This window comes from Rhizobacter sp. LjRoot28, from assembly GCF_964253025.1.
Taxonomy (GTDB): Bacteria; Pseudomonadota; Gammaproteobacteria; order Burkholderiales; family Burkholderiaceae_C; genus Rhizobacter.
Genome location: NZ_CAXUQC020000001.1, coordinates 1,931,997 through 1,957,356, shown reverse-complemented (window position 1 = coordinate 1,957,356; position 25,360 = coordinate 1,931,997). Strand labels below are relative to the sequence as shown.

23 protein-coding genes are annotated in these 25,360 nt (G+C 66.4%); 14 read left to right on the top strand and 9 right to left on the bottom strand.

The window, feature by feature from the left end; genetic code table 11:
- Nucleotides 1-75: 75 nt before the first annotated feature.
- Genes ACSQ2F_RS09030 through ACSQ2F_RS09015 form a run of 4 tightly spaced genes read right to left on the bottom strand, consistent with a single transcriptional unit; the run spans nt 76 to nt 4,329 of the window.
- Nucleotides 76-438: a hypothetical protein gene (locus ACSQ2F_RS09030; RefSeq protein WP_436021904.1), complete on the bottom strand. Its 363-nt coding sequence runs from the start codon at nt 436-438 to the stop codon at nt 76-78.
- A complete protein-coding gene (locus tag ACSQ2F_RS09025) occupies nt 435-2,972 on the bottom strand; it encodes a cbb3-type cytochrome c oxidase subunit I (RefSeq protein WP_436021902.1) in 2,538 nt (845 codons plus the stop codon). The genes ACSQ2F_RS09030 and ACSQ2F_RS09025 overlap by 4 nt, the downstream gene beginning before the upstream one ends.
- Entirely contained in the window at nt 2,969-3,925 is a 957-nt protein-coding gene (coxB, locus tag ACSQ2F_RS09020; protein WP_436021900.1) for a cytochrome c oxidase subunit II, read from the bottom strand. Before coxB ends, ACSQ2F_RS09025 begins: the two co-directional genes overlap by 4 nt.
- Nucleotides 3,922-4,329 (bottom strand): c-type cytochrome, encoded by a 408-nt coding sequence (locus ACSQ2F_RS09015; protein WP_436021898.1) that lies wholly within the window; start codon nt 4,327-4,329, stop codon nt 3,922-3,924. The genes coxB and ACSQ2F_RS09015 overlap by 4 nt, the downstream gene beginning before the upstream one ends.
- Before the next feature lie 33 nt (nt 4,330-4,362).
- On the opposite strand from ACSQ2F_RS09015, the gene ACSQ2F_RS09010 reads away from it, so the two are divergent.
- Nucleotides 4,363-5,235: a c-type cytochrome gene (locus ACSQ2F_RS09010; protein ID WP_436021896.1), complete on the top strand. Its 873-nt coding sequence runs from the start codon at nt 4,363-4,365 to the stop codon at nt 5,233-5,235.
- 230 nt (nt 5,236-5,465) lie between these two features.
- Here ACSQ2F_RS09010 and ACSQ2F_RS09005 read toward each other — a convergent pair whose 3' ends face one another.
- Together ACSQ2F_RS09005 and ACSQ2F_RS09000 are read right to left on the bottom strand one after the other, a co-directional pair.
- Entirely contained in the window at nt 5,466-6,455 is a 990-nt protein-coding gene (locus ACSQ2F_RS09005; protein ID WP_436021894.1) for an SDR family oxidoreductase, read from the bottom strand.
- Between the two features lie 240 nt (nt 6,456-6,695).
- On the bottom strand, nt 6,696-6,956 hold the full coding sequence (locus tag ACSQ2F_RS09000) for a heavy-metal-associated domain-containing protein (protein WP_436021892.1): 261 nt from the start codon (nt 6,954-6,956) through the stop codon (nt 6,696-6,698).
- Nucleotides 6,957-7,254: 298 nt separating this feature from the next.
- On the opposite strand from ACSQ2F_RS09000, the gene ACSQ2F_RS08995 reads away from it, so the two are divergent.
- From ACSQ2F_RS08995 to ACSQ2F_RS08960, 8 genes are all read left to right on the top strand, one after another.
- Complete coding sequence (locus ACSQ2F_RS08995; protein ID WP_436021890.1) at nt 7,255-7,710, top strand: hypothetical protein; 456 nt, start codon at nt 7,255-7,257, stop codon at nt 7,708-7,710.
- Nucleotides 7,711-7,815: 105 nt separating this feature from the next.
- The gene (locus ACSQ2F_RS08990; RefSeq protein WP_436021888.1) at nt 7,816-8,322 is read left to right on the top strand and encodes a cupredoxin domain-containing protein; all 507 of its coding nucleotides are present in this window, start codon (nt 7,816-7,818) and stop codon (nt 8,320-8,322) included.
- The gene (locus ACSQ2F_RS08985) at nt 8,319-8,789 is read left to right on the top strand and encodes a DUF411 domain-containing protein (protein ID WP_436021886.1); all 471 of its coding nucleotides are present in this window, start codon (nt 8,319-8,321) and stop codon (nt 8,787-8,789) included. Before ACSQ2F_RS08990 ends, ACSQ2F_RS08985 begins: the two co-directional genes overlap by 4 nt.
- Nucleotides 8,790-8,814: 25 nt before the next feature.
- A complete protein-coding gene (locus tag ACSQ2F_RS08980) occupies nt 8,815-10,035 on the top strand; it encodes a TolC family protein (RefSeq protein WP_436021884.1) in 1,221 nt (406 codons plus the stop codon).
- Nucleotides 10,032-10,607: a hypothetical protein gene (locus tag ACSQ2F_RS08975; RefSeq protein WP_436021882.1), complete on the top strand. Its 576-nt coding sequence runs from the start codon at nt 10,032-10,034 to the stop codon at nt 10,605-10,607. Before ACSQ2F_RS08980 ends, ACSQ2F_RS08975 begins: the two co-directional genes overlap by 4 nt.
- Nucleotides 10,604-11,713, top strand: a complete 1,110-nt coding sequence (locus tag ACSQ2F_RS08970; RefSeq protein ID WP_436021880.1) for an efflux RND transporter periplasmic adaptor subunit — start codon at nt 10,604-10,606, stop codon at nt 11,711-11,713. The genes ACSQ2F_RS08975 and ACSQ2F_RS08970 overlap by 4 nt, the downstream gene beginning before the upstream one ends.
- A 15-nt stretch (nt 11,714-11,728) precedes the next feature.
- Nucleotides 11,729-14,860, top strand: coding sequence for an efflux RND transporter permease subunit (locus ACSQ2F_RS08965; protein ID WP_436021878.1), 3,132 nt, complete (start codon nt 11,729-11,731; stop codon nt 14,858-14,860).
- 54 nt (nt 14,861-14,914) lie between these two features.
- Nucleotides 14,915-15,286, top strand: coding sequence for a hypothetical protein (locus ACSQ2F_RS08960; RefSeq protein WP_436021876.1), 372 nt, complete (start codon nt 14,915-14,917; stop codon nt 15,284-15,286).
- A 499-nt stretch (nt 15,287-15,785) separates the two neighbouring features.
- Here the strand turns inward: ACSQ2F_RS08960 and ACSQ2F_RS08955 are convergent, their stop codons facing one another.
- The gene (locus tag ACSQ2F_RS08955) at nt 15,786-16,421 is read right to left on the bottom strand and encodes a hypothetical protein (protein ID WP_436021874.1); all 636 of its coding nucleotides are present in this window, start codon (nt 16,419-16,421) and stop codon (nt 15,786-15,788) included.
- A 231-nt stretch (nt 16,422-16,652) separates the two neighbouring features.
- On the opposite strand from ACSQ2F_RS08955, the gene ACSQ2F_RS08950 reads away from it, so the two are divergent.
- Both ACSQ2F_RS08950 and ACSQ2F_RS08945 read left to right on the top strand, forming a co-directional pair.
- A complete protein-coding gene (locus ACSQ2F_RS08950) occupies nt 16,653-17,402 on the top strand; it encodes a hypothetical protein (RefSeq protein ID WP_436021872.1) in 750 nt (249 codons plus the stop codon).
- A gap of 78 nt (nt 17,403-17,480) precedes the next feature.
- Nucleotides 17,481-18,011 carry a hypothetical protein gene (locus tag ACSQ2F_RS08945; protein ID WP_436021871.1) on the top strand — a complete coding sequence of 177 codons (531 nt, stop codon included), beginning with the start codon at nt 17,481-17,483 and terminating at the stop codon, nt 18,009-18,011.
- Between the two features lie 35 nt (nt 18,012-18,046).
- Here the strand turns inward: ACSQ2F_RS08945 and ACSQ2F_RS08940 are convergent, their stop codons facing one another.
- Nucleotides 18,047-18,643 (bottom strand): SLATT domain-containing protein, encoded by a 597-nt coding sequence (locus tag ACSQ2F_RS08940; RefSeq protein ID WP_436021869.1) that lies wholly within the window; start codon nt 18,641-18,643, stop codon nt 18,047-18,049.
- A complete protein-coding gene (locus tag ACSQ2F_RS08935) occupies nt 18,621-19,499 on the bottom strand; it encodes an SMODS domain-containing nucleotidyltransferase (protein ID WP_436021867.1) in 879 nt (292 codons plus the stop codon). Before ACSQ2F_RS08935 ends, ACSQ2F_RS08940 begins: the two co-directional genes overlap by 23 nt.
- 267 nt (nt 19,500-19,766) lie before the next feature.
- Between ACSQ2F_RS08935 and ACSQ2F_RS08930 the strand changes: the two genes are divergently transcribed.
- The 3 genes from ACSQ2F_RS08930 (at nt 19,767) to ACSQ2F_RS08920 (ending at nt 24,965) form a co-directional block, all read left to right on the top strand.
- On the top strand, nt 19,767-20,129 hold the full coding sequence (locus ACSQ2F_RS08930; RefSeq protein ID WP_436021865.1) for an HNH endonuclease: 363 nt from the start codon (nt 19,767-19,769) through the stop codon (nt 20,127-20,129).
- Between the two features lie 148 nt (nt 20,130-20,277).
- Nucleotides 20,278-20,478: a hypothetical protein gene (locus ACSQ2F_RS08925; protein ID WP_436021863.1), complete on the top strand. Its 201-nt coding sequence runs from the start codon at nt 20,278-20,280 to the stop codon at nt 20,476-20,478.
- Nucleotides 20,475-24,965: an AAA domain-containing protein gene (locus ACSQ2F_RS08920; RefSeq protein ID WP_436021861.1), complete on the top strand. Its 4,491-nt coding sequence runs from the start codon at nt 20,475-20,477 to the stop codon at nt 24,963-24,965. Before ACSQ2F_RS08925 ends, ACSQ2F_RS08920 begins: the two co-directional genes overlap by 4 nt.
- Nucleotides 24,966-25,360: the final 395 nt, after the last annotated feature.

Below are 25,360 nucleotides of genomic sequence, written 5' to 3'. Positions count from 1 at the left end.
CCACGTGGTTGCCTCGCCCGATGGCATGTGCTCCCGCCTTGCCGCCGCGGCAGGGGGCGGCGTGCAGGGGCCGCCTCAGTTCGCGCATGGCACCAGAAGGGCGAGGGGGACGGCGGTCCACGCGACGCCGAGCAGGGCCAGGAGCGCGCAGGTGCGCCGCACCGTGCGGATCAGGGTCGGGTCCGATGTCGATCGCAAGGCCCGCCACGTCCACACGGCCAGGACCAGCAGTGCGATCACCGTGACGCCCACCAGCATCGGCATGAGGCTGGGCGGCGCCGCGGCGACAGCCCGCGTGCACATGGCAGCGACCGCGACGTAGCTGAATGCGAAGTGGAGGGCCCAGACCGCCAGTGGTGCCGTCGCCGACCACACGCCGGCGAACAGGCCGTCGCGCGGGCTGCGTGCCGAAGGACGAGCGTCGGGGCGCGGCGTCATGACATGGCCCACACCATGGCGTGCGGCAACAGCGCCACGACCACGCCCTGGACACAACTGCCCCACCACATCAGGCCGGTGTTGTCGTAGCTGGCCCGCTGGCGGGGCCCCGTCCACCCGCGGCCGATGCGACACGCGACGAACAGGCCCATGACCAGCATGATGACCAGATGGAAGCCCTGGTAGCTCAGCAGCACGGCGATGCTCGCGGCCCAGCCGGTGGTGGTCGGGGACAGGCCGGTGGCAAGCATGCCGGTGATGAGCAACCAGGTCGCGGCCACGCCCGTGGCGGTGGCCAGGGCCAGTGGCGCCAGCCGCCAGCGTGACAGCACGCTGCGGCCGATGCCCCGGCCGGCGGCACCGTAGAGCGCGGCACTGACGGCGAAGCCGCCAACGACCAGCAGCATCGTCTCGAGCGGGGGCAGTGCGGCGCCCGGAGGCGGGCAGGTTTCCAGCCGCATGGACAGGTGGATGTGGGCGAAAGCCATCGAGGCCAGCACCGTGAAGTCGACCACCAGCAGGATGATCGTGGCCCACCAGGAATGAGAGCGCCAGAGCGTGGCCCCCACGGGAAGGGGCGGCGCGCGGCCCACCGTCACGTGTGTCGGCGTGCCCTCCGGCAGGCGGTCGGACTGCCAGAGCCAGGCCACCACTGACACGACGGCCAGTACACCGAACGCGAACGCCGTCACGACCCACTTGACCGTCAGCAGCAGGAAGAAGGCAGCGGTGCCCAGGGCTCCCAGCACGGGCCACCAGCTCGGCCCGGGCAGCACGATGAGGCAGCGCAGGTCGGCGTGGCGCGCGCCCGTGACGAGCGTCTCGCGCAGGCCGGTGACGGTGCCCGGAAGCCAGTGCTGGCCGGCGACGACCTGCTCCGACAGCCCGGGCTGCTGCCACAACGGCCAGCGCGTCGAGACCTGGGCAATGCTCCGGGTGGCATAGTTCTCCGACGGGATCCATTCGAGCGATGGGGCCTGCCACGGATCCCCGTGCGGCTTCGACGGCCGCCGCACCGTGCGAATGACGTCGATGGTCAGCAGCAACACGCCTGCACCGAGCACCGCTGCACCGACGGAGGACAGGAGGTTGGGAATCTCCCACCCGAGGCCGGCATCATAGGTGTACACCCGCCGCGGCATGCCGAGCAGGCCGGCCAGGTGCATCGGGAAGAAGGTCAGGTGAAAACCGCCGAAGGTAAGGCCGAAGACCCAGCGGCCCCAGCGTTCGCTCAAGCCATGCCCGTTGCCCAGGGGCATCCAGTAGTACAACGCGGCGAACACGGGGAACACCATGCCGCCGATCAGCACGTAGTGCAGGTGCGCGACGATGAAATAGCTGTCGTGCGCCTGCCAGTCGAAGGGCAGCACCGCCACCATCACGCCGGTCAGTCCGCCCATGACGAAGGTGATCAGGAACCCGATGATGAAGAGCGTGGGGGTGTTGTAGCGCACCTGGCCGCGCCACAGCGTGGCCAGCCAGGCGAAGACCTGGATGCCGGCCGGCACGGCCACCGCCATGCTGGCCACGGACACCAGGCTCAAGGACATCGAACCCAGCCCGGCGGTGAACATGTGGTGTGCCCAGAGCGCGAAGCTGATGACGCCCACGGCCATCAGGGCCGCAACGATGGCACGGTCACCCTCGAGCGGGCGGCGGACGAGCGCAGGCAGCATGGACGACACCATGCCCGCCGCCGGCAGAAAGATGATGTAGACCTCCGGGTGGCCGAAGAACCAGAACAGGTGCTGCCAGAGGATCGGGTCACCGCCCCGGGTGGCATCGAACAACGGCCAGTCGAAGGCGCGTTCCATCTCGAGCAGCGCCGTGCCGGCAATGATGGCCGGGAAGGCGAAGACGATCATGAAGCCGACGATGAGCATGGACCACGCATAGACCGGCATGCGCGACAAGGTCATCCCGGGGGCGCGCGTCATCAGGATGCCGATGATCAGTTCGATGGCACCGGCGATGGCCGAGATCTCGATGAACCCGATGCCGAGCAGCCAGAAGTCCGCGTTGAGCCCGGGCGAGTAGACCCGGCTGGTGAGCGGCGGGTACATGAACCAGCCGCCGTCCGGCGCGAGGCCCACGAACACCGTGCAGAAGAAGGCGAGGCCGCCGAACGCGTAGGCCCAGAAGGCATAGGCCGAGAGTCGGGGGAACGGCAGGTCGCGCGCGCCCAGCATGTTGGGCAGCAGGTACACCGCGACGGCTTCCACGATGGGCACTGCGAACAGGAACATCATCACCGTGCCGTGCATGGTGAACAGCTGGTTGTAGGTGCCCGCGGAGACCAGGGTCGCGCCGGGCACCGCGAGCTGCGCCCGCATCAGCAGCGCCAGGGCACCGGCCAGCAGCAGGAAAAGCAGTGCGGTCCCGATGTACAACTTGCCGATGTAGGTGTTGTTGACAGCGGAGGGCCGGCGCCAGCCGCCCGGCATTTCCCACGCGCGCTCCAGTTCCGCCAGTTCCCCGGCGGGGCGCGGCAGCGGGTTGGGCAGCGTCGCGGGATCCGCGGTGGCGGTCGTCATTCCAGCGACTCCAGGTAAAGGGACAGTGCGTCGAGGGCCGTGGGGTCCAAGTGGGCATAGGAGGGCATCAGGGCGCCCGGCTTCAACGCCTGCACGCCGACCAGCCAGCGCTTGAACGCCCCGGGTTCGTTCGGCAGCAGGCCCGAGGCGAGGTGGCTGCGCGAGGCGACATGGGCCAGGTTGGGGCCACGCGTCGCCACCCGTTCTTGCGGGTCGACCGAATGGCAGGCGGCGCAGCCATGCTGCTCGAAGGCGGCGCGGCCAGCCGCGACCTCCGGCAGCGACGATCGCGCCGGCTCGCGCTGCCGGGCCAGCCAGGCGTCGAACTCATCGGCCGGCATGGCGAGCACGTGCAGCGCCATTCGCGCGTGCTGCTCTCCGCAGAACTCCGCACATTGCCCACGGTAGCGTCCCGGCCGGGTGGCGGTCACGACCAGCTGGTTGACCCGGCCGGGCACCAGGTCTCGCTTGCCGCCGAGTTCAGGAACCCACAGGCTGTGCACCACGTCGTCGGAACGCAGGCCCAACTGCACCTGCCGGCCCACGGGGATGCGCAGTTCATTCGCAGAGACGATCTCCCGCCCGCTGGCCGGATCTCGGTAGCGCAGCTCCCACCACCAGAGGCGTCCGGTGACGGTGACGACCATGTCCGGTCGCGCGAGGCTGTGGTCGAGCCCCGCCGTGCGGGCGGTGCCGTAGAGCAGCAGCGCGGTCAGGACCGCGGTCGGGAATCCGATGCCGATGATGAGGATGGGCCGGTGCAGCGAGCCGCGCGGCTCCGCGGTGCGCCGCCGCAGCGCGAGCGTGAGCAGCACCATCATGAGGACGAAGAGCACGCCCGCGCCGATGATCAGCACCCAGCTCACCTCGGCCAGTGCGCCCGCCTGCACCCCGGCCGGCGACAGCACCGACGGCGTGCCGAACGATGGCGCGTCCGGTCCGGCGGTGCTCACCGCAGCCCTCCCAGGTAGGCCGCCATGTCGCGTGCATCTGCGGCAGGCGCACCCATGTCCGGCATTCGCGTGTCCGGGACCAGCGACCGCGGCGACTCGATCCACGTCGCCAGGTTCTGCGAGTCGTTCGGCACGCGGCCGGCGATGTAGCTGCGCAGGCCGAACCGCTCGAGCGAAGGTCCGATGCGGCCAGCCGCGGCGGGGACTTCAGGGATGATGTGGCAGCTGCCACATTGGTAGTGCGAGAGCAGCTGCTGGCCGCGGGCGGCGTCGGCGCCGGCCGGCGCATCCGGTGGCTCGGCGGGGGAGCTGATGTCGCAGCCCGCCACGACGAGGCAGGCGACCCCGAGGGCCCGTCTGCCGCGTTCCACCCAGGAGGAGGGCGCGCGGTTTGCTCTCAGCACGGCAACCGTTCCCGCTGCCATCCCAGGGTCTCCATGAAGAAAGTGCTGCTCACCGTCTTGCTGCTCGCGTTGCTCGGCCTCGGTACCGCCGCGCTGGTCGTGTGGCGCGGCTGGTACGACGTCTCGGCCACCAGCGGCCACCTGAAGCCGGTCTACCGCCTGCTCGACGTGGCCATGCAACGGTCGGTCGCGCACTACGCCGAGGACATCGAGACGCCATCCCTTGATCAGCCCGAACTGGTGTCCCGAGGTGCCGCCTGCTACCGCGATCACTGCGCGCAGTGCCATGGCGGCCCGGGGGTCGCGCCGAGCTCCGTCGGCATGAGCCTGCAGCCCTTGCCCGGGCCCCTGATGGACGCAGCCGACCGCTGGCGTCCCCGCGAGCTCTACTGGATCACGCGACACGGCATCAAGATGAGCGGCATGCCGGCCTGGGAATTGCGCCTGCCCGACCGCGACCTCTGGGCACTGACCGCCTTCCTCCAGCGGCTGCCCGCGCTCACGCCGGCGGCCTACGGCGACGCCACCGGGCCGGCGGTCGCGGCTTGCCGCACGGCCAACGAGGCGTGTGTTGCAGGCGAGTGCCCCCGGGAGGCCACCGCGGCGGAGCGACCCATGGTGCCGCGCAGCCGACTCGAAGCGGGCAGCCTCGCGCTTCGGCAGTACGCCTGCATTGCCTGCCACCGCATTCCCGGCATCGTCGGCCCGGACACGCATGTCGGCCCGCCGCTGGACGCATGGGCCCGGCGGCAGCGCATCAGCGGTGACCAGCCCAACACGGAAGCCGCCCTGATCCGGTTCATCCGCGATCCCCAGGAGGTCGACCCCGGCACCGCGATGCCCGACCTCGGGGTCACCGAAGAACATGCGCGGTTGATGGCGGAGTACCTGCTCGCCCAGGAGTGAACCGGCGACAGGCGCGGCACCGCCCGTGCCGCACTGGCGTTGGGGATCGGGATGATGATCTGCGAGGAGTTGAAAGGGGCGTGCCATGGAATCCGGTCGAGGGCGCTGGCCCGAGCGTCACGCAGGAGAGCAAGCCAGATACCCGGACCCTGCGCCGACGACAGAACGCTGCGGCCTGGAGTTCCGCACCAGACGGTGCCGCCGCCAGCCGGGGTCGGCGTCCGGTCGTCTCAGGCCAGCGCAACGAGCCCGCCGACGACCAGCAGCAGCCCGACCGCCGCGATGGCGCCCCGGTGCAGGTTGAGCCAGAGGTGAAGGCTGAAGTCACGTGCCTCGTCATCGAACCGCCCATGGGCCCCATGATCGCCGGGCACCGGCAGGTCGAGGTTGTCGCGACGGCCTGGCGGCAGCGGTTCGTCGCTCTGCTGGCCTTCGACGGCCTTTCGCCCGAGCATGCGATCCAGCAGCCCCGGAATCACCCGGGTGCCCAGGATGGCCTGCGTCGCGGGCCAGCCCACCCACAGCTCGCGCCGCCGGTGCGTGGCGGCCCAGTAGATCGCGCGCGCGGCCAGCTCGGGCTGGAACACCTTGCCCATGGGACGCGGGCGACGGGTCATCGTCGTGCGGCCCCACTCGAACTGCGGCGTGTTGAACGCCGACAGCTGCACCATGGTGATGTGGATGGGGCTGCGCTCGTGCACGAGCTCGCAACGCACGCTGTCGGTGAAGCCCCGCAGGGCGGCCTTGGCCCCGCAGTAGGGTGCCTGCAGCGGAATGGACCGGTAGGCGAGGGCGGATCCCACCTGGACGATGGTGCCCTGACCCCGTGGCTTCATTCGCCGCAGCGCCGCCAATGTCCCCCACACCGCGCCGAGGTAGGTGACCTCCGTCGACCGCTTGAAATCCTGGGCGGAGGTACTCATGACGTCCGCAAACACGGTCGCCATGGCGTTGTTCACCCAGACGTCGATCGCGCCCCAGCGGGCCTCGACCTCGGCGGCCGCGGCCTCGACGCTGTCGGCATCGACCACATCGGTGGGAATGACGAGCGCCTCCCCACCCAGCTGCTGCACGTCGGCACGTGCGCCCTCGAGGCCATCCGTGCCGCGGGCGAGCAGGGCCACGCGCCAGCCTTGCCGGGCGAACGCCTGCGCGGTCGCCCGACCGACACCGGCCGACGCACCGGTGATGACGACGACCCTTCGGGAGGTCTGCGTCATCGGCGCGACGACCGGAGTGCCACTCGGGGGAACGGGCCGACGTTCCATGCGAATGGACTCGCCTCGATGACAGGTGTCCCGCCCGAGGGGGCGGCCGGTGGAGGAAGCATGCCGAGATCCTGATGAGTTGCCGGACGTGCCCCCTCGGCAAATCATGTGCCCGGCGCGGTGCTGCCCTCGGATCGCGGGCGCCGATCCGGCGGTCCGACGTCGGTTCGGCGAGCGGGAGCCGGCCTGCTCTCAGCTGCAGCTGCCGCAACACCCGCCGGAACGGGCGGCAGACGGGGCAGCGCTCGGGGCTGGGGTCTCGACGGGCGTGTAGCCCGCCTCGGCGATCGCCTGCTTGAACTGCTCCGGGCGTGCCCGGCCGGGTTCGATGCGGACGAGGTGCTGGCCCAGATCGATCTCCAGCTTCGCGGTGGCGTCGGCCGTCCGGACGGCATTGGTGATGGTGCTGACGCAGTGGCCGCATGTCATGTCGTCGACTCGATAGACCAGCATGGAAAACTCCTTGAAATGGTGGAACGAGCACAGTGTCAGCCTTGCCATGGTGGGAAGGTCAAGGGGCAGCGCACCGGGCTTGACCTGCGTCATGATGCGGACCGATTCGTTCCCTCCCAGTGAACTTGCGCTGCCCGGACGAATCCATCCATCCAGGCCGGCCGCGCGGGCATGACACCGATTGATGGTCCGGGACGTGAACCCGGCATCTTCGATGAGCGGTCGATACGCACCGTTGCCAACCGCTTGCTTGTCGTCGCACTCCGCCGCCACCCCATGTGCTAGCCTTGCGCCCGTGATGAAAACCGTTCGCGTCCTGTTGCTCGTGGTCCTCGCCATGCTGCTGCCCCTGCGGGGCGCGCTGGCCGAGGTTGCCCACTGCGTCGGCATGCCGGACACCACGCCGACAGTCGCCGCGGCAACGGCTTCCGGGTCAACCTCGGTGTCCGAGGCCGAGCCGGTCCATCACGACCACGGGCATGACAACCACACGTCCACGGCCGAGCCTGAACTCGGCATGTCGGCCGATGGGGCGACTGGCGCGACAGGGGCAGCCGCCGCCCACGACCATCTCGCGGGCAGCGTCGACAAGTGCCACCTGTGCACGGCCTCGTGCGCCTCGACTCCGTTCATGAGCACGCCGCCTACCCTGGCCGAGCCCATGCCGGTGGCCGCGGCCCGCTACCCGTCACTCACCGCTCCGGTCCCGAGTCACCCCTCGGAAGGCCAAGAGCGCCCCCCTCGAAGCCTTTGACGCCGTGACGCCTCCTCGCGAGGCGTGATCGCGCTCGTTCGCGCCTGCCGCGACGAGGGTTCGCTCGGTCCCCGGACCGGCGCAATTTCGACTTCGAGAGTTCACATGCATTCCTCCCTGATCGGCCTGGTCGCGGTTGCCGCGGCCCTGGCTTCGCCCCTGTCGTTCGCTCATGGCGACGGCAACCACACTTCAGCCCCCGTCAGTCAGCAAGGCAACCAGGGCCACGGGGTGGTCGACACACCGTTCGGTCGTCCCGGCAACCCGGCCCAGGTCGCTCGCACCATCCGGGTCGACATGAGCGACGACATGCGGTTCTCACCGGCGGTCCTCAACGTCAAGCGGGGCGAGACGGTTCGACTGAACATCGTCAACAAGGGTCAGGTGCTTCACGAACTGGTGCTCGGCACCGCTGCCGAGCTGCAGGCGCATGCCGAAGCCATGCGCCGTGCGCCCGGGATGGAGCACGATGAACCCCAGATGGTCCACGTGAAGCCCGGCAAGAAGGGCGACCTGGTGTGGCAGTTCACCGAGGCCGGCGAGTTCGACTTCGCCTGCCTGCTGCCCGGCCACTTCGAAGCCGGCATGGTTGGCAAGGTGGTGGTGCGATGAAGCGGCGCAACATGCTCCATGCACTGGCCGGCGCGTCGCTCGCGGCCATGATGCCCACCGTTCCCGCCTGGGCGGCCGGGCTGCCACCGGTCGAGGTGTTCAAGAGTCCCCACTGCGGCTGCTGCGGCGCCTGGGTGGACCACATGGTCGCCGCCGGCTTCAAGGTGAAGGTGACCGAGGTGACCGACACCACCGAGGCCCGCAAGCGCCTGGGGCTTGCCGATGAGTACGGCAGCTGCCACACGGCCACGGTGGGCGGCTACGTTCTCGAGGGGCATGTGCCCGCGAATGAAGTCAAGCGCCTGCTGGCCACGCGCCCGAAGGCGCTGGGGCTGGCCGTGCCCGGCATGCCACCGAGTTCGCCGGGCATGGACGTCCCCGGTCGGAGCGATCCCTATGAGGTTCTGCTGGTGCAGCGCCAAGGCGGGCACGTCGTCTTCGCCAGGTACCCGAAGGCGGCCACATGAGCCGCCCAGCGCGACGGGTGTGGCCATGAGTGCACGGGTTCGACGCGGCTGGCCCGCACTGTGGCTGGGTCTCGCCCTGGCTGGCGGTACGGCCGCACAACCGGTTGTGACCCTGGCCGATGCGGTGGACGCGGCCTGGCGGCGCAGCGCACAGTCGGCGGAGGCGGCAGGGCAGGTGCGCCAGGCCCAGGCGAGGCGTGACGCCGCCTCGGCCTGGTGGGCCGCGCCGCCGGCCGTCGAGGCGGGTGTGACGCGCGACCGGCAGAAGGCCAGCGGCGCACGGGTCCGCGAAACGGAACTGGGATTGGCGGTACCGCTGTGGTTGCCCGGGCAGCGCAGCGCGGGTCTCGAGCAGGCCGATGCCGCGACGGCCGCTGCTGCCGCGACAACGGAAGCGGCTCGTCTGCGCATGGCCGGCGCCGTGCGCGAGGCCGCCGCCGAGGTGGCGCTGCAGCGGGCCGAGCTGCTCGGGGCCGAGGCACAGTGGCGCGAACTCGATGCACTGGCCCGCGACGTGGCGCGGCGGGTCACCGCTGGCGATCTGGCGCCTGCGGACGCGTTGGCAGCGCGCGCCGAACTCCTGGCCGCGTCCGCTGCGGTCGCGCAGGCGCGGCAACGCGCGCAGGCCTCGGAGCTGCAATGGCAGGCCTTGACCGGGCTTGCCCACGTGCCCGACGACGTGGCGGGCGGCCCGTCGCCTGCCGCCGGGGCCACGCTCGACGCCCACCCAGCGCGACGCGCCGCCGCGCTGAACGCCGAGCTCGCCCGCAAGCGGGTAGCAGCGGCGGCGGCTTCCCGCCGTGACGCGCCCGAGCTGCTCGTTCGTGCACGTCAGGAAGTTTCGAGCGGAGAGCCGGACACGCATGGCGTGGGAATCGCCATCCGGGTGCCGTTCGGCACCACGGACCGCAACGGTCCCCTGGCCGCAGCGGCGCTCGCGGAGCTCGACGTCGCCGAGGCGGCGGAGCGGGAGCAGGTCGTGCAGCTCGGAGCCGCGCTGGCCACGGCCCGGCTCGCCGAACAGGCCGCGCAGCAGCAGCTGGCCGACGAGCGCACGCGCGCCGGCTTGCTTCGCGAGCGCGCCGGGCTCATCGATCGATCATTCAAGGCGGGAGAGACGGGCTTGCCCGACATGCTGCGTGCGCTGAATGCCGCAGCCCAGGCGGAGGCCGCGCTTGCTCGCCAACAGGCCGTGCTGGCGCAGGCAACGAGCCGCTTGCAGCAGGCCCAGGGAGTCATGCCATGAAGCACAACACATCGACCGCGGGCCGCCTGGCCCGCCTCACCTTGGGCTGCGCGCTTGCGCTGGCCGGCCCGCTGGCCTTGGCCCATGGCGATGAACCGCACGCGGACGAAGCCCATGCGCCGCTTGGCAGCGCAGGCGGACTGCCTCGTTTCGAGGCGGCCAGCGACGCGTTCGAGGTGGTCGGCCGACTGGAGGCTGGCAGCTTGACGCTTTACGTGAACCGCTTCAAGACGAACGAACCCGTGTCGAAGGCGCAGCTCGAGCTGGAGTCGGGCGAGCTGAAGGCCACGGCCGCCTACGACGCCGTCCAGGACAACTACCGGGTGGCGGAGGAGGCTTTCGTCAATGCACTCAGCCAACCCGGCACGCATGCCCTGGTCGTCACGTTGACGGCCGGTTCAGAGGCCGACCTGCTGGAAGGCAGTCTCGACGTTGCGGCGGCGACGGCCGAGTCGCATGACGGCGCCCCGTCGTTCGGCCGGTGGATCGTCGGTGGACTGCTGGGCGCCACGCTGCTCGCGGGCGTCGCCCTGGCACGGCGCCGAGCGCGGCGCACAGGAGATTCGGCATGAAGCAGCTTCTGGTTCTTCTCGCCCTTGCGACAGGAGCGGCGGCGGCTCTCGCCTCTCCGGGCGCGCACGGCCCGAATGGCGAGCACCTGGACGCTCCGACCGTCGCCACGCCCGATGGCATGGCGCGCCTGCCCGATGGCAGTGTGCACGTGCCGATGCCGGCCCAGCGCCGCCTCGGCATCCGCACAACAGTGCCGGCAGTGTCGGACGCCGCTGCCACAGTCGAGTTGCCCGGGCGGGTGGTGATGGACCCGAATGCCGGCGGTCGGGTTCAGACCCTGTCGGGCGGCAAGGTGGAACCCGGCCCGCGGGGACTTCCCGTGGCCGGGCAGGCGGTGCGCAAAGGCGAAGTGCTGGCGCATGTCACGTTCAACGCCAACCCGATCGACGCGGCGAATCAGCGCGCCCAGCTGGCGGAGATCCGCAGCAACCGTGAGCTCGCGAGCCAGCGGCTGCAGCGGCTGGAGTTGCTCGAAGGGACGGTGCCACGCAAGGAGATCGAGGCCGCACGGGCGGACCTGCAGAGCCTGGCGGCACGCGAGCGAGCGGTTGGCAGCAGCATCGGCGCGCGCGAATCCCTCGTCGCTCCGGTGAGCGGCGTGATCGCTTCGGCGTCCGTGGTCGCAGGGCAGGTGGTCGAATCGAAGGACGTGCTGTTCGAAGTGGTCGACCCGGCACGGGTGATGGTCGAGGCCGTCAGCGCCGACGCGTCGGTCGGCGGCAGGCTGGCGGCGGCGAGCCTGGCGGGCCTGCCCGAAGTGGGCTTGCAGTTTGTCGGCGCCGCGCGCTCCCTGCGCGATGGGGCACTGCCGCTCAACTTCCGCGCGTCGTCCACCGGCCCGCTGCCCCTGGCCATCGGCCAGCCGGTCACCGTGGTGGCGCGACTGAAGGAGACGGTCAAGGGCTTCGTGCTGCCGGCCCAGGCGGTCACGCGCAGCCCGGCCAACGAGCCCGTCGTGTGGATCAAGGCCGGCGCCGAGCGCTATGTACCACAGCCAGTCCAGGTGCGACCGCTGGACGCACGAACGGTGGTGGTGACGCAGGGCCTCGGCGACGACAACCGCGTCGTGGTGCAGGGCGCCTCGCTCATCGCGCAGATCCGCTGACCGCCGGGAGCCCGCATGTTCAACTGGATGGTCCGATTCAGCCTGCAGAACCGGCTGCTCGTCCTGGCGTTTGCCGCCGTGCTCATGGTCTACGGTGCGGTCACGGCATCCCGCACGCCCGTGGACGTCTTCCCCGACCTGAACAAGCCCGTGGTCACCGTGCTCACCGAGGCGGGCGGCATGGCCCCCGAAGAGGTCGAGCAATTGGTGACCTACCCGCTAGAGACCGCACTCAACGGCATGCCCGGGGTGACCCGGGTGCGGTCGACCTCGGGGGTCGGCCTGTCGATCCTCTATGCCGAGTTCGATTGGGGCACCGACCTCTACCGCAACCGCCAGCTCGTTTCCGAACGCTTGGCCCTCGTGCGCTCGCAGTTGCCGCCGGACATCAACCCGCAGATGGGCCCGGTGTCCTCGATCATGGGCGAGGTGATGCTGCTCGCCATTCCCCTGGCGGACGGACAGGGCGCCACGCCGATGCAGGCGCGCGAATATGCCGATTTCGTGCTGCGGCCCAGCCTGCTGTCCGTGCCGGGCGTGTCTCAGGTGATCCCGATCGGCGGCGAGGTGCGCCAGCTTCGCATCGAGCCTGACACCGCCCGCATGGCGCAGTTCGGTGTGTCGCTGAGCCAGGTGGAAGCGGCGATGAACGGGTTCGCCGGCAATGCCGGAGGCGGTTTCATCGACCTGAACAACCGCGAGTACCTGATCCGGCACATCGGCAAGACGAATCGGGTGGAGGACCTGCGCGGCCTGGCCGTGGCCTGGAAGGAGGGCAGGGCGATCCTTCTCGGCCAGGTGGCAAACGTGAACTTCGCGCCCAGCCTCAAACGCGGTGATGCCGGCTATGCCGGCCGGCCTGCGGTGGTCGTCAGCATCCAGAAGCAGCCCGGGGCGGACACCGTCCGGGTGACCCGTGGCATCGAGGCGACGCTGGCGTCACTCGACAAGGGGCGCCCGGCCGGCCTGGCCGCTCCACAGTCCTTGTTCAAGCAGGCGGACTTCATCGAGGCCTCGGTGGGCAACGTCACCGAGGCACTGCGCGACGGCGCCATCATGGTGGCGATCGTGCTGTTCGCCTTCCTGCTGTCCGCGCGCACCACGCTCATCTCGCTGCTCGCCATCCCGCTGTCGCTGGCTGTCACGGCGGTGGTGTTCCAGCTGCTGGGCCAGTCGATCAACGTGATGACCCTGGGCGGGCTGGCCATCGCCATCGGTGAACTGGTCGACGACGCGGTGGTGGATGTGGAGAACATCCTGCGTCGCCTGAAGCAGAGCAGGGCGCTTGCCAACCCGCCGCCCGTCCTGGAAGTGGTGCGGGAAGCCAGCGTCGAAGTGCGTTCGGGCATCGTCTACGCCACCATCATCGTGGTGCTCGTCTTCGTGCCTCTCTTTGCGCTGCCGGGCATCGAGGGGCGGCTGTTCTCGCCGCTGGGCATGGCCTACATCGTGTCCATCCTCGCGTCGATGCTGGTGTCGATGACCGTGACGCCGGCCCTTTCGTCCATCCTGCTGCCGCGCATGCGCAACCTCGGGCATGGCGACAGTCCGCTCGTCACGCGCCTCAAGCGCTGGGACACCCGACTGCTCGGCTGGTCGTTCCGGCATGGCCGGGCGCTGCTGGCCGCCGCCGCCGTCGCCGTGGCACTGGCGGCGGCCTCGGTGCCGTTCTTTCCGCGGGCCTTCCTGCCGGCCTTCAACGAGGGCGCGATGGTCGTGGGCATGCTGTTCAATCCCGGCACGTCGCTCGAGGAGTCGAACCGGATGGGCGCCCTGGCCGAGACGATGCTGCTGGAATTGCCCGAGGTGCGCCAGGTCGGCCGGCGGACCGGACGCGCCGAGCTCGACGAGCATGCCGAAGGCGTGCACTCGACCGAGATCGAGGTGGACCTGAAGGCGGGCGAGCAGGACCGGGAGGCCGTCATGGCAGCGATCCGGCGCAAGCTGGCGGTGCTGCCGGCCCAGGTGGCCGTCGGGCAACCCATTTCGCACCGCCTGGATCACCTGCTGTCGGGCGTGCGTGCGCAGATCGCCGTCAAGATCTATGGCGACGACACCGACACCCTGCGGGGTCTCGCCGAGCAGCTGCGCCAGGGCCTGTCGACCGTGCCCGGGCTCGTGGACCTGACGGTGGAGAAGCAGGTGCTGATCCCGCAGATCACCGTGCGGCTCGACCACGGCAAGGCGGCGCAGGCGGGCCTGTCGCCGGGCGAGGCGATCCGCGTGCTGCAGGCACTCACCGATGGATCCCATGGCGCGCAGATCATCGACGGGCCGCGCCGCTATGACCTCGTCCTGCGCATGCCGGACCAGGCGCGGAGTCCGCAGGACCTGGCGCGAACGCTGATCGACACGCCGGCAGGGCGGTTGCCCGTCTCGGCCCTGGCGACCGTCGAGGAAACCGACGGGCCGAACCAGATCGGACGCGAGAACGGACGGCGCCGCATCGTCGTGTACGCCAACACGGATGGGTCGGACATGGGCGCGATCATCGGCGCCGTTCGCGAGCGGATCGAGCGCATGCCGCTGCCGCAGGGGGCGTTCATCAACCTCGAGGGGCAGTTCCAGGCGCAGGAGCAGGCGACCCGGCTGATCACCGCGCTCTCGTTGATGTCCTTGCTGATGGTGTTCCTGGTGCTGTACTCGCGCTACCGGTCCGTCACGCTCGCCGCGATCATCATGGCCAACATTCCCCTCGCGCTGATCGGCAGCGTGGTGGCGATGTGGCTGGCCGGCGTCACGCTGTCGGTGGCATCGATGGTGGGCTTCATCACCTTGGCGGGCATTGCGTCGCGCAACGGCATCCTGAAGATCAGCCACTACATCAACCTGTGCCAGTTCGAAGGCGAGCGCTTCGGCGAAGCCATGGTGGTGCGCGGGTCGCTCGAGCGACTGACCCCGGTGCTGATGACGGCGCTGGTGGCTGCCTTTGCCCTCACGCCGTTGCTGCTGTCGGCGCATGCGCCAGGCAAGGAGATCCTGCATCCGGTGGCGGTGGTGATCTTCGGGGGGCTGGTGAGCTCGACCCTGCTCGACACGCTGCTCACGCCGGTCCTCTATCTGCGCTACGGGCGGCGAGCCACCGAGCGCCTGTTGCAACGATCGGCCGGGGACGTGTCATCGGCCGACGTGCGAGAGGCGTTCTGATGACGTGAGCCCGTTCCCTCGTGCTCGACTGAAGTGGAATCAACTGGAGATTGAATGAACAAGCTGCTGATTGCCCTGACCGCCGCGTTCGCGGCCATTTCCTTCAATGCACACGCGCACGGCGACGCCAAGCCCATGCACGGCGGCGTCGTTCAGTCCGCTTCCGACCGGGACTTTGAACTCGTCAGCGAGGGAACCGGCGCCGCCGTCTACGTCGTTGACCACGGCAAGCCGGCCGATACCGCCAAGATGTCCGGCAAGTTGACGGTCTTGGACGGCAAGGAGAAGACTGAGGCGGAGCTGACACCGGCCGGCAGCAACAAGCTCCAAGCCGCGAACATCAAGCTCGCCCCCGGGGCGAAGGCCGTTGCCAGCATCAGCGGCGCGACGGGCAAGGTGATCACGGTTCGCTTCACGGTGAAGTGAATGCCTGGCGAACGGGCGCGGCTTCGCTCCGTTCGCCCAGGTGCGCCGGGTTGCGCCCGGCCGTCGGGGGACGGCACAAGCAACCCTTTATAAGTACTACAATGTGCGTTATGTCAACTGACGGAAGCGGCGCAATTTGCGAGCTGGAAGTCGTCGTCCATTTAGGCAAAGTTGTTCCAAAAGTTTGCGCAAAGTTGTTCTTGGCGCATCGGACTCCAAGTTAAGTCCTTGATCCGTAACAAATTCTCTGGACTGCCGCTGAGCTGACTGGCTGCCGGAGGCGAACCTCGCCTGCTCCTGGAAGGGAATCCTCTCCGAACCCCTAATTTCGAAAGCCGCTGGCTAGCACCCGGTTAACTTTCTCTCCCCAAGGCTGACGTGCGGCCTGCATCGCCTCCGTTCGTCCCGCGGAGAAGAATCGCGGCCGGTGGCTGCAGCGAGATGCACTTCGCCACTGCTACTCGTAGATTCGCCCCTGAGGAACCGCAATCCACTGGTCTTACCCCTCCCCTGGAATGAACATCGTGAACTCAGCGTCAAACCTGTGCTCATCCAGCTCTGTGCGGGAGTACGCCATGCTCAAGGCAGGCACGAGCTTGGGAACGTTGACGCTGTTATACGCCGCCCGGATTGCCTTCGCGGTCGACTCGTTCAGCTCGTTCATCGCTGCCGCCGACGGGTTGCGATACTTCTCCTCGTGATACCAGCGGCGAACGGCTTCGTACCCCTGCTTGCGTTTGGTGAAGGGCCACCGCTTGGGCGCGAGATGCATCCCCTCGGCTTTGCACAGGGCGAGCAACGTGTCCCACACCATTGAGGGGTCCATTACCGAGACCGGCCGCATTTCCCTCTTATCCGTGGTGCGTTTGAGGATGAACGTCACGAGCTCTGCCTCGATGGAGGGGAACTCACGGAACAGCTGAGACAGGGCGTGCTGCGGGTTTGTGGACCGCGGATGGTTGAGAACCCGAAGCTTCGTAGGCCGGTACCTTGGCACACACGCAAAGAATCCGTTAACCCGCCCGGCTTGCTCGTTGAACTTCAGGCAACGTTCCACAAGGCGCCAGATACTCCCAGCGGCCAAGCGCTTGCCGTAGCGTTTGAAGAGAAGAACGTTGACCTGCGCCTCGGTCATCTGCTCATCGTTGTAAGCGATTCTTCGAGGCGCGAGGGACGAGGCATCGCGCAAGGATACCGCCTAGCGCGGCGCTCCGACCGGGGACGCGTCAACGCTCGAACCGCGAGTATTCTCAGCAGGCAATCGCCAGCTTGCAACTTCGCGCCACCTCCGGCAATCTGTATGGAGCATGCCGCATACCCCCTTCGAGGCGCCCACGTGACTGGACCAGAATCAATGCCGCCTGCCTTGGCCGATATGACTTCTGTCAATGCGGGACTCATCGCCTTGTGGAAAGAGAAAACTCCCGCTCCGCCACTGTGGCCTCTACTGCACGAGAATTTCGCGACGGAGGGCTTTCTATCCGTCGGACTAAATCCTTCATTTTCTGAGGACAACGCGAAGGGCTGGAGCTACCTCAAGTCCGTGCCTGAACTCGAAGCCTTGCGAAAGAGTCCTCGCGCGCACTTCACCTGGAACGCGACCGACACCGGGAACTTTGTGCTTGAGCATTCGCTATTGGTCGAAAGGCACGCTCGCGAGCGGCATCAGTTCTACCGCCCACTGCGTGAGCTCCACGCCGCGATTTCGAAGAGCCACCCAATGGGCTGGCACCACGCGGACATCTTCTTCTACCGAGAAACCGACCACACCACGCTCGAAGGGGAACTCTTCAAGACTATTCCTAGAGAAAGCGAAACGCCCCAGCTCACGGAGTTCGGCGCCAGCCAGTTTCAACTGTTCGAGCGTTTACTGGAGGCGGGTCGGCCCAAGGTGGTGGTCATCTTCAATGCACTCGCCAGCCGAATTTATCTTGACCGTCGAAACGCTACGCTGCGCGAGGACGAGAGTTTGGGCTGCCACCTCGACATGGTTGCCGGGAGGCACATTCCAGTGCTGCTATCGGGGTTCCCGACGTACATGGACCGGTTCTCCAAAGCTCGACTGGAATGGCACATGCGCCATGTCTTGGCGCAGCTGGCGGGGAAGACTGTTTGACTTGTAGACGGCGAACAGCGCCAGCAGCTGTTCGTCGCGCGTCGCAGCCAGTTTCGCCGGGTGGATTCAGGGAGCAAAATGATTGAGCAGCTTTTGGCCGTGGTCGGAGTGGACAAAGCTGACCGAGTCGTATGCCAAGCCCAGGGCTGCGGCCACGGGGTCTATCGACGCATCCACGTCGTGCGCCGCGACGACGGCGAGCTCGGCGTCTTTGGCTCGGACTGTTTTGAGCGGCTGTTCGGACATCTCATCTCGAAGCCTCCTCGCTACGGGAGCGGCGAAGGTCGGGAGCTGACTGCCGAGGAACGGCAAATACTTGCCGACAACACCGAGCGGCTCATTGCCCAGTTCGAAGAGGAGCACCAGGTGTTGCTCGAGCAGGCTCGACTTCGCCGTGAGCAGCAGGAGAAGGTGGAGCAGGCAGCCAGGGAACGGGCCGAACGTCTCAGGCTCGAAGTTGAGCGCCGTCGTCCGCCGACCCAGGCCGAACTCACCAGCGTGCACCAGCAGGCGAAAGCTCTTGTACGCCAGAAGTTCAACGTGGACCCGGACCTACCCGGCTGGGCCGGCTTGGTGTTGGCGGAGGCTCGGAAGCTGCTCGGTCGCTGACGAACGAACGATGCGGCCGGGTCGATGGCCGGACCCTACGCGTCCGGTGCCGAAGCCTTCCGCGAGGTTCGTAGCGACTTTGGTAGCATCCGGTTCAGTTCCTCGTCGGTGAAGAAGAGCTCTTCCGCTTCCTTCAGCGCCTTCTGGGCATCGGCATACGCCTGGGAGTCGGTTCGAGGGGCAGACTTGTAGACTGCCTCCAGCTTCTCATTCAGGTGGTCCCTCTGCTGGCGAACCTCCTCGACCGGACGGCCGTCTTGAAGGTCGACCAACAAACTCAGGAGCTGCTCGCGGACGCCCCAAAGCTTTGCGCCGACCTCCGTGTGGAGTTGCCCCTGCTCGCCGAGCGATGCTTCCTTGAAGTAGAGGGTGAAGCCAAGAAGCACGGTGGACAACACTGCCCCGATGATGGTCCCCTGACGCTCATCCCCGAAGAGAGCAATTAGCAGACTGCTGGCGGTCGCTGCCGACAGGACAATCTCTGCGATTTTGATGTTCTTGTAGCGGGAGATGTAGTTGTCCGCCATCTTCTGGTGCGTTTTGTGCGTGTACGCCGCGCGCCCGTACATCTCCCGAAGCTGGCTTTCGAGCGCGCTCGCTTCGCTTTGCTTAGCTGGGGAAGTCGGTTCCATAGATGCCTCGATAGGTCGCCTTGGCGGTGTAGTCGTAGTTGGATTGCTGGCTGCCAATCGCCTCGATGGTCCGCAGTTCAGCCTGCCGAGCTTTGTACTGGAATCCGCTGCCGTACACCCACGAACCACTGCCCGGCGCTGTCCAGTAAGACTTGGCGGCATCCTGACCTGCGAGGAAGCCGAAGAAGTCCCTCGTCATCCAGTCGTAGTAGACGTATGACTTGTCGCGGTAGGCCCAGTCCGCCAGGAACTGGTAGGCAAGAGTGTCGATGAGCATGCCGCTCATGGGAACGTTGTTCCAGTCCCGCCAGGCCCGCGTCATCCGTGCAAGTTCAACCAGGTTTCCGTTGCAGGTGCCGTTCCGGGCGCCAAACGTTTCCATCTCCTGCTTCGGCTTACAGGTTTTCCAGCCGCCGCCGCCGTTGGTATCGGCGAAGGTGTAGCCGCCGCCTTCGTTCGTGAAGGCGGGGAGAATCTCGAATGTGACGCCGTCGTCGAACTTGATTACGACAACTTGGCCGTCACCACCGACGCGGGAGGTGGGGTATGTCGTCTGGATTGAGCTGCTGACCAGCGATAACAGCGCCGACTGCCCGTTTCCAGAGTACTTGTCGAACCGTTCCCAAAGCGCGAACGGGAGCTCGTAGAGCAAGTCAACGTCACTGACGGACGGAATCGCCGTCCCGCGGCCGTAGGAGCCGACGTAGAAGCGGTAGCTCGTTTTCGAATCGAGACCTCGCAAGTCATGATTCAATTGCCCGGCGATGCGCCCTGTCCGGTACGCAACGGAGCTGCGCTTGTCAGCGCCAATCCGCAGATTTCCACAGAAGGTTTGAAACCAATCTCCCACGCCCATGCTTGCTCCCTCCCCTGGGTTTGTACGGGTGCAGTGGCGATAGTGTTCTCATCGGTCTGCCGCTCCGTACTGAACATTATGAATGCGCGCATCGCCCAGTCGGTTGCATCGTTCCGCGTTGTTTGGCAAACTTCATTCTGCGTCAGGCCGGGAGGCCCGACCCGGCTGGTCTTTAGGCCAGTCATAGCCGATACGGTTTTCCGACGGCGCTCGATTTCCTGGTGACCAGGTGCGAGGACTTTCCGCTTCCCTCATGGAGCTGTCCTCATGCCTTCGACCAATCCTTCCCATCGGCTACGTGCGTTCGCTCGACAAGGCGGTAGGTGCTGCTACTGCACCTCGCCCATGTGGCTGAACTCCCCGGCTGAACTCCCCTGCCCCACGCCAAGCCTCCGGGCAGCCAAACACCTCCAGTGCACAGCGGAACACCTGGTTGCGCGCTGCGACGGTGGCGGGAACACGGCGGACAACATTGCAGCGGCCTGCTCACGATGCAACCAAGGCCGACACAAGCGGCGGCGCCCTCCCGGGCCTTCGGCCTTCCGTGACCTCGTGCTTCGGAGAATGGGAACGGGTCAATGGCACGACCAATGGGTTCACGAGGCGCGGAAGCGGTTGGTCGACCGGTGACTAGCCCCCACCTCACCTCACCCGCGTGCTCACTCGTGGACCCGGTCCGGACTGAGCAATAGTCACGAGATTCGCAACGACCAGCGCTACCCGCCTGTTGCTGAACGTAACGGCCGTGTATTGTGCTCTTCTATACAAAGACAACAACATGGCAGCCGAGAAAACCATTCCCGTTAGCTTCCGAGTGTCCCCGCGCTTCAAGGTTCTCCTTGCGGCCGCCGCGGCACGCGAGCATCGCAGCATGACGAATATGCTGGAAAGTCTGCTGTTCGAATATTGCGAGCAGCACGGCGTCGATGAAAGCTCAGCGACGATGGAGTCGGCGCCTTCCAAGGGAGCCACCACTTGAACGAAGCAGCGCCGCGCGTGCTCGACCTTCTCACCTACATTGAGCAGGTCGAAAAACTCAAAACCAAACCAGCGTTCTCGGTCCCGACGGAGTACTTCGTCGCGTACCAACACGAGCTCAAGGGCCTGCCGGAGCTCCAGTTCAACCTGCAGGTCGAAGGGGACGATGTCTGGCTTCGTCTCCCTCGACTGCAAGAGATTGCTGCTCCCGAGCTGGATGAGACGTTAAAGCTGTGGGTCACCCTGCCCAAAAGTCCGGACAAGACCCCGGAACTGAAGACTGAGATTGCTCGGTACGACGGCAAACGAGAAATTGGTCGAGACAGTCTGCATGACCATCCGGAGGTCAAGGAGCTGTTCGATTGGTACGTGGAGAACCAGTGGGCGCCATGGGCAGCAGCGGAGCGCCCACGCCGGAAGACCATCGCCCGCTACAACCAGCTCTTTGCCCTGCAGCAGGCCATCTCCTCTGATGGCGCAGAGACCGCGCTCGAGTTGGTTTGGGGTATCGGCAACACCGCATGGAAGAAGGAAGGCTTCGGCACGCCGGTCAAGCACCCGTTGATTGTCCAGGCCTGCGAAATCTCGCTCAATGAGAAGACGTTCGACCTCGAGGTTCGGCCCCGCGAAGTTGAAGCCCGCCTCGAAGCCGACTGCTACGCGGAGATGGAAATCGCAGGCGTTCGGCAGCTGGACGCTTTCTGGAAAAGCACGCTGGCCACCGGAGCCCATCGCGTCAACCCGTTTGAGAGCTCGACTTTCGATGGCGTTCTCAAGGCGGCAGTGGGCCATCTCGACCCGTCGGGCGCGTACGAGGTTCGTACCGATGGCGTCACACCCCCTGCCCCCAGCGACAAGCTGAAGATTACCAACACCTGGGTTCTCTTCGGCCGCAAACGCTCCGGGGACATCTTCCTGGAAGACATCCGGCGCTTGAAGAAGAGCGTTGAGGCTGCCCCCTCGCTTCCCGGCGTCATTCGCAGCTTTGTCGAACATGGCGATTCAGCCGTTCGTGTGCGCCCCGAGCAGCCGTTTCGCGGTTTGTCCTCGAGCGAAAGCCCGGCAGGCGCGTTCGAGCTGTACTTCCCCATGCCGTACAACGACGAGCAGGTTTCCATCATCCAGAAGCTGGAAAGCAATGATGGTGCTGTCGTTCAAGGACCTCCGGGAACGGGCAAAACGCACACGATTGCCAACGTGGTTTCGCACTACCTGGCGCTGGGGAAACGAGTTCTGGTGACTGCGAAGAGCGAGTCTGCCTTAGCGGTTCTGCAGGACAAGCTCCCGGAACGCATTCGTCCGTTGAGCGTGTCCCTCCTGTCCGACGAGCGGGATGGCATGAAGCAGTTCGAGCACTCGATTCAGACTATCGCCTCGAGCGTTGCGTCCATCAATCCGCAACGTGCGGAGGCTGCTATCGCGGCGGCGGAACTCAAGCTGAACCAGCTTCACGCGAAGATTGCAAACGTCGACCACACCGTGTCGAGCTACGCGTCCAAGCACATGCGGAACTACTCGTTCCAAGGTCGAGAGGTTTCTCCTGAAGACATGGCGAAGCTGGTCCTCGAGAAAGCTGACGAGCACCAATGGTTCGACGATGAACCGCCGGGTGCAGCCGAAGGGAAGCTGACGTTCAACGACGCGGATGTCTCGGCGCTGCGGCAGGCCCGCATCTTGGTTGGCCAGGACTTGGTGTACCTGACAGCCCTGCTTCCCGCCCCTGACGACTTCCCCGCTTGGGTAGACCTGCAGGGGTTGCATCGGGACCGGGTCAAGGCGCGTGCCATTGAGGACAGCGTCACTCAAGGAAGCACGCTGCGGCTGGTGGACTCCCGGTTCGAAACCTTCGAGAAAGCCCAAGAGCTAGTCGCCTTCCTGGCAGCCCGCGCAGCGTGCAGGGCAAAGCTCGCGGGTGCGCACCAGCCTTGGATGGACGCTCTCGGGGCGCGCCTGGCAGACATGCAAGCTGACAACGTCCTTCTGCCCGCCCTTCTTGAGACCTGTCAAAAGATTGTGTCACTTGACGATGCCCGGCGCCAGCAACTGCCGAAGGCGGTGGAGGTTCCCGCGGACGCTGAATCGAACACCGACTTCCAACAAGCTGTCGGTCGGCTCATCGCTGGCAAGAGCGCGTTCGCTTTGCCCTTCGGAAGTGGTGATGCACGGAAACTCGTCGCTGCCGTGAAGGTGCTTGGGGCCGCGCCTCAGCCGTCCTCGAGGGCGGACTGGGAGGAAGTGCAACGACTGTTGTCGTGGCGCGCAGACGTGCGCATGGTCGTTGCGCGTTGGAACTCACTCGCGGGAGAGTTCGGCCTCGAGCCAGCTGAGGGCCTGGAAGCTGGATTCAAGCAAATCTCTCAGGCTCAAGCTCACATCGACACTGTGCGCCGACTCGTGTTCGAGTTCGATGCCACGATTGCGGACCGCGTCTCCACGGTATTCGGTGCAGTGGTGCTGGACCGCCTCATGGTCGAAGGCGAGCCGCTCCTTGCAACCATCACGTCGAGTCTGCAGGCTCATATCGACAAAGGGCGGCTCGCGTATGCGATGAAGCGCGTCAAGGAGCTGATGCAGAAGCTCGAAGGCCGGTCGGGGGCCATTGTGAAAGAGCTTCGCCAATTCCTGGTTGAAAGCATTGGGCGACCGAATGCCGACGAAGCCGCGCTCCAAGCCGCCTGGGGCACTCTCCAGGTTGAGCTGAAGCGTCTGACCGCGCTGCGCCCGGCACTGGACGAGGTTGTCCGCGTCGGAGCAGCGCTGCAGGGCGCCGGAGCGACAAAATGGAGCGCTCGGGTTCGAACTACTCCTGCCCAGCCGGACCACGACCCGCTGACTCCTGCCACTTGGCTCGAGGCCTGGAACTGGCGCCAGGCGGTGATGTTCCTCGAACGCATCGACGGCCACCACAAACTCGGGGAGTTGTTCGCGGAGAGAAAGACGCTGACGACAGGCCTAGCCCGCACCTACCAGGACATCGTCGCGGAGAAGACTTGGCTGGGCGTTTTCAACAATTCGCCTGACAGTGTCCGGCAGGCACTGCAGGCATACCTGAACGCCGTTCAGGCGATGGGCGCTGGCACCGGTGTGCGCGCCATTCGGCACAGGGCCACGGCACGAGCGGCGATGCTGCGGGCCTACCAAGCGGTACCGTGCTGGGTGCTTCCGCATTGGCGCGTGTCCGAGACGCTGCCTCCTGAAATCGGACTGTTCGACCTGGTCATCGTCGACGAGGCTTCTCAGTCCGACATCTGGGCGCTGCCGGCATTGCTTCGCGGGAAGAAACTGCTCGTCGTCGGCGACCACAAGCAAGTTTCCCCCTCTGCAGTGGGTACCGCAGAAGAGAAAATCAAGGAGCTGAGCAATCGGTTCCTGAACAATCAACCCCACGGCTCGGAGATGACCCCCGACAAGTCCATCTACGACTTGGCCAAGGTGGTTTTTGCCGGCAACTCGGTGATGCTGAAGGAGCATTTCCGCTGTGTGCCTGCCATCATCGAGTTCTCGAACCGTGAGTTCTACCAAGGAGACATTCGACCTCTTCGGCTTCCAAGTCCGAACGAGCGCCTGGACCCTCCCCTCGTCGATGTCTTTGTCAAAGGCGGTCACCGAAAAGGCGACATCAATCCCGCCGAAGCCAAGGCAATCGTCGACGAAAACGAAGTGCTGCTCGCAGACGACGAGTTCGCGGGCCGGACTATCGGGGTGGTGACGCTGCTCGGAACCGCGCAAGCAGCCCACATTCAGGAGCTTGTGAGTCGTCGGCTGTCTCCTTCGGACATCCTTGCTCGCAAGATTGCCGTTGGCCCGCCGCCCGTCTTCCAGGGCCGTGAACGCGACATCATGATGGTGTCGATGGTTTTGGACGCGACGAACCGGGCGGCACAGCACAAGGCAGACATGCTCCAGCGCTTCAATGTTGCGCTGTCTCGGGCTCGAGACAGGATGTACCTGTTCCGGTCGGTCACCGAGTCGACCTTCGGCGAAGACACGCTCAACTCGCGCTTGATTCGACACTTCCGACAGCCGTTCAGACAGGATGGGCGGAAGGTCCTTGCACTGCGTGAACGATGCGAGTCCGGCTTCGAATTCGAGATGTTCGACGAGCTTGTGAAGCGCGGCTACCGAGTGGAGCCGCAGGTCCCTTGTGGGGGCTATCGCATCGACTTCGTAGTCGAAGGCAGTGAGGGGCGTCGCTTGGCTGTCGAGTGCGACGGCGACCGTTTCCACGGTCCCGGCCAGTGGTCCGACGACATGGCCCGACAACGGGTGCTGGAGCGTGCCGGATGGACGTTCTGGCGCTGCTTTGCGTCGAGCTTCGTTCGCCGCCGGGAAGCAGTCGTGGCCGACCTCATCGAGACGTTGGACCGGCTTGGCATTGAGCCTCTTGGCTCCGAGTCTGTTGACAACACGGTGTGGGTCCACTCGAAGGAAGTCGACCCGTTCGGTATCGAGGCCGAAACTGCGGACGAAGCCGAGGAGGCAGCGTAATCATGGCTCGTCCGCTGATGCAGAACGGCATCGCACAGCTCGAAGCGCTGTTCGCCGCGTCCACTACCGACGTGAAGGCTCTCAAGCAATTGGAAGGCGAGCTCAAGCACCGACAGGTACCGCGAGCGGTCAACCTTCTCGCCGAGGTGCAAGCGGCGCTTCGCAAGACTGCTAAGGCCGACACCCTTCCCGCGGCGGCTGAACCGTCAAGTGCGGCGCCAGTGCCCGTTGCACAGGCCCCGCGCCGGCAACCAGCGCCAGCGCCTTCCCTCCGACCGGATTCGCAGAATGCTGCGCCGGCGGCTGGTCCTGTGGCAGCCCCCATCCCGCGTTCGCTCAGAGCAGCCGAGATGAGCGGCGTCCCGACACCCTCGGCAGACGCTGCTTACCTCCTG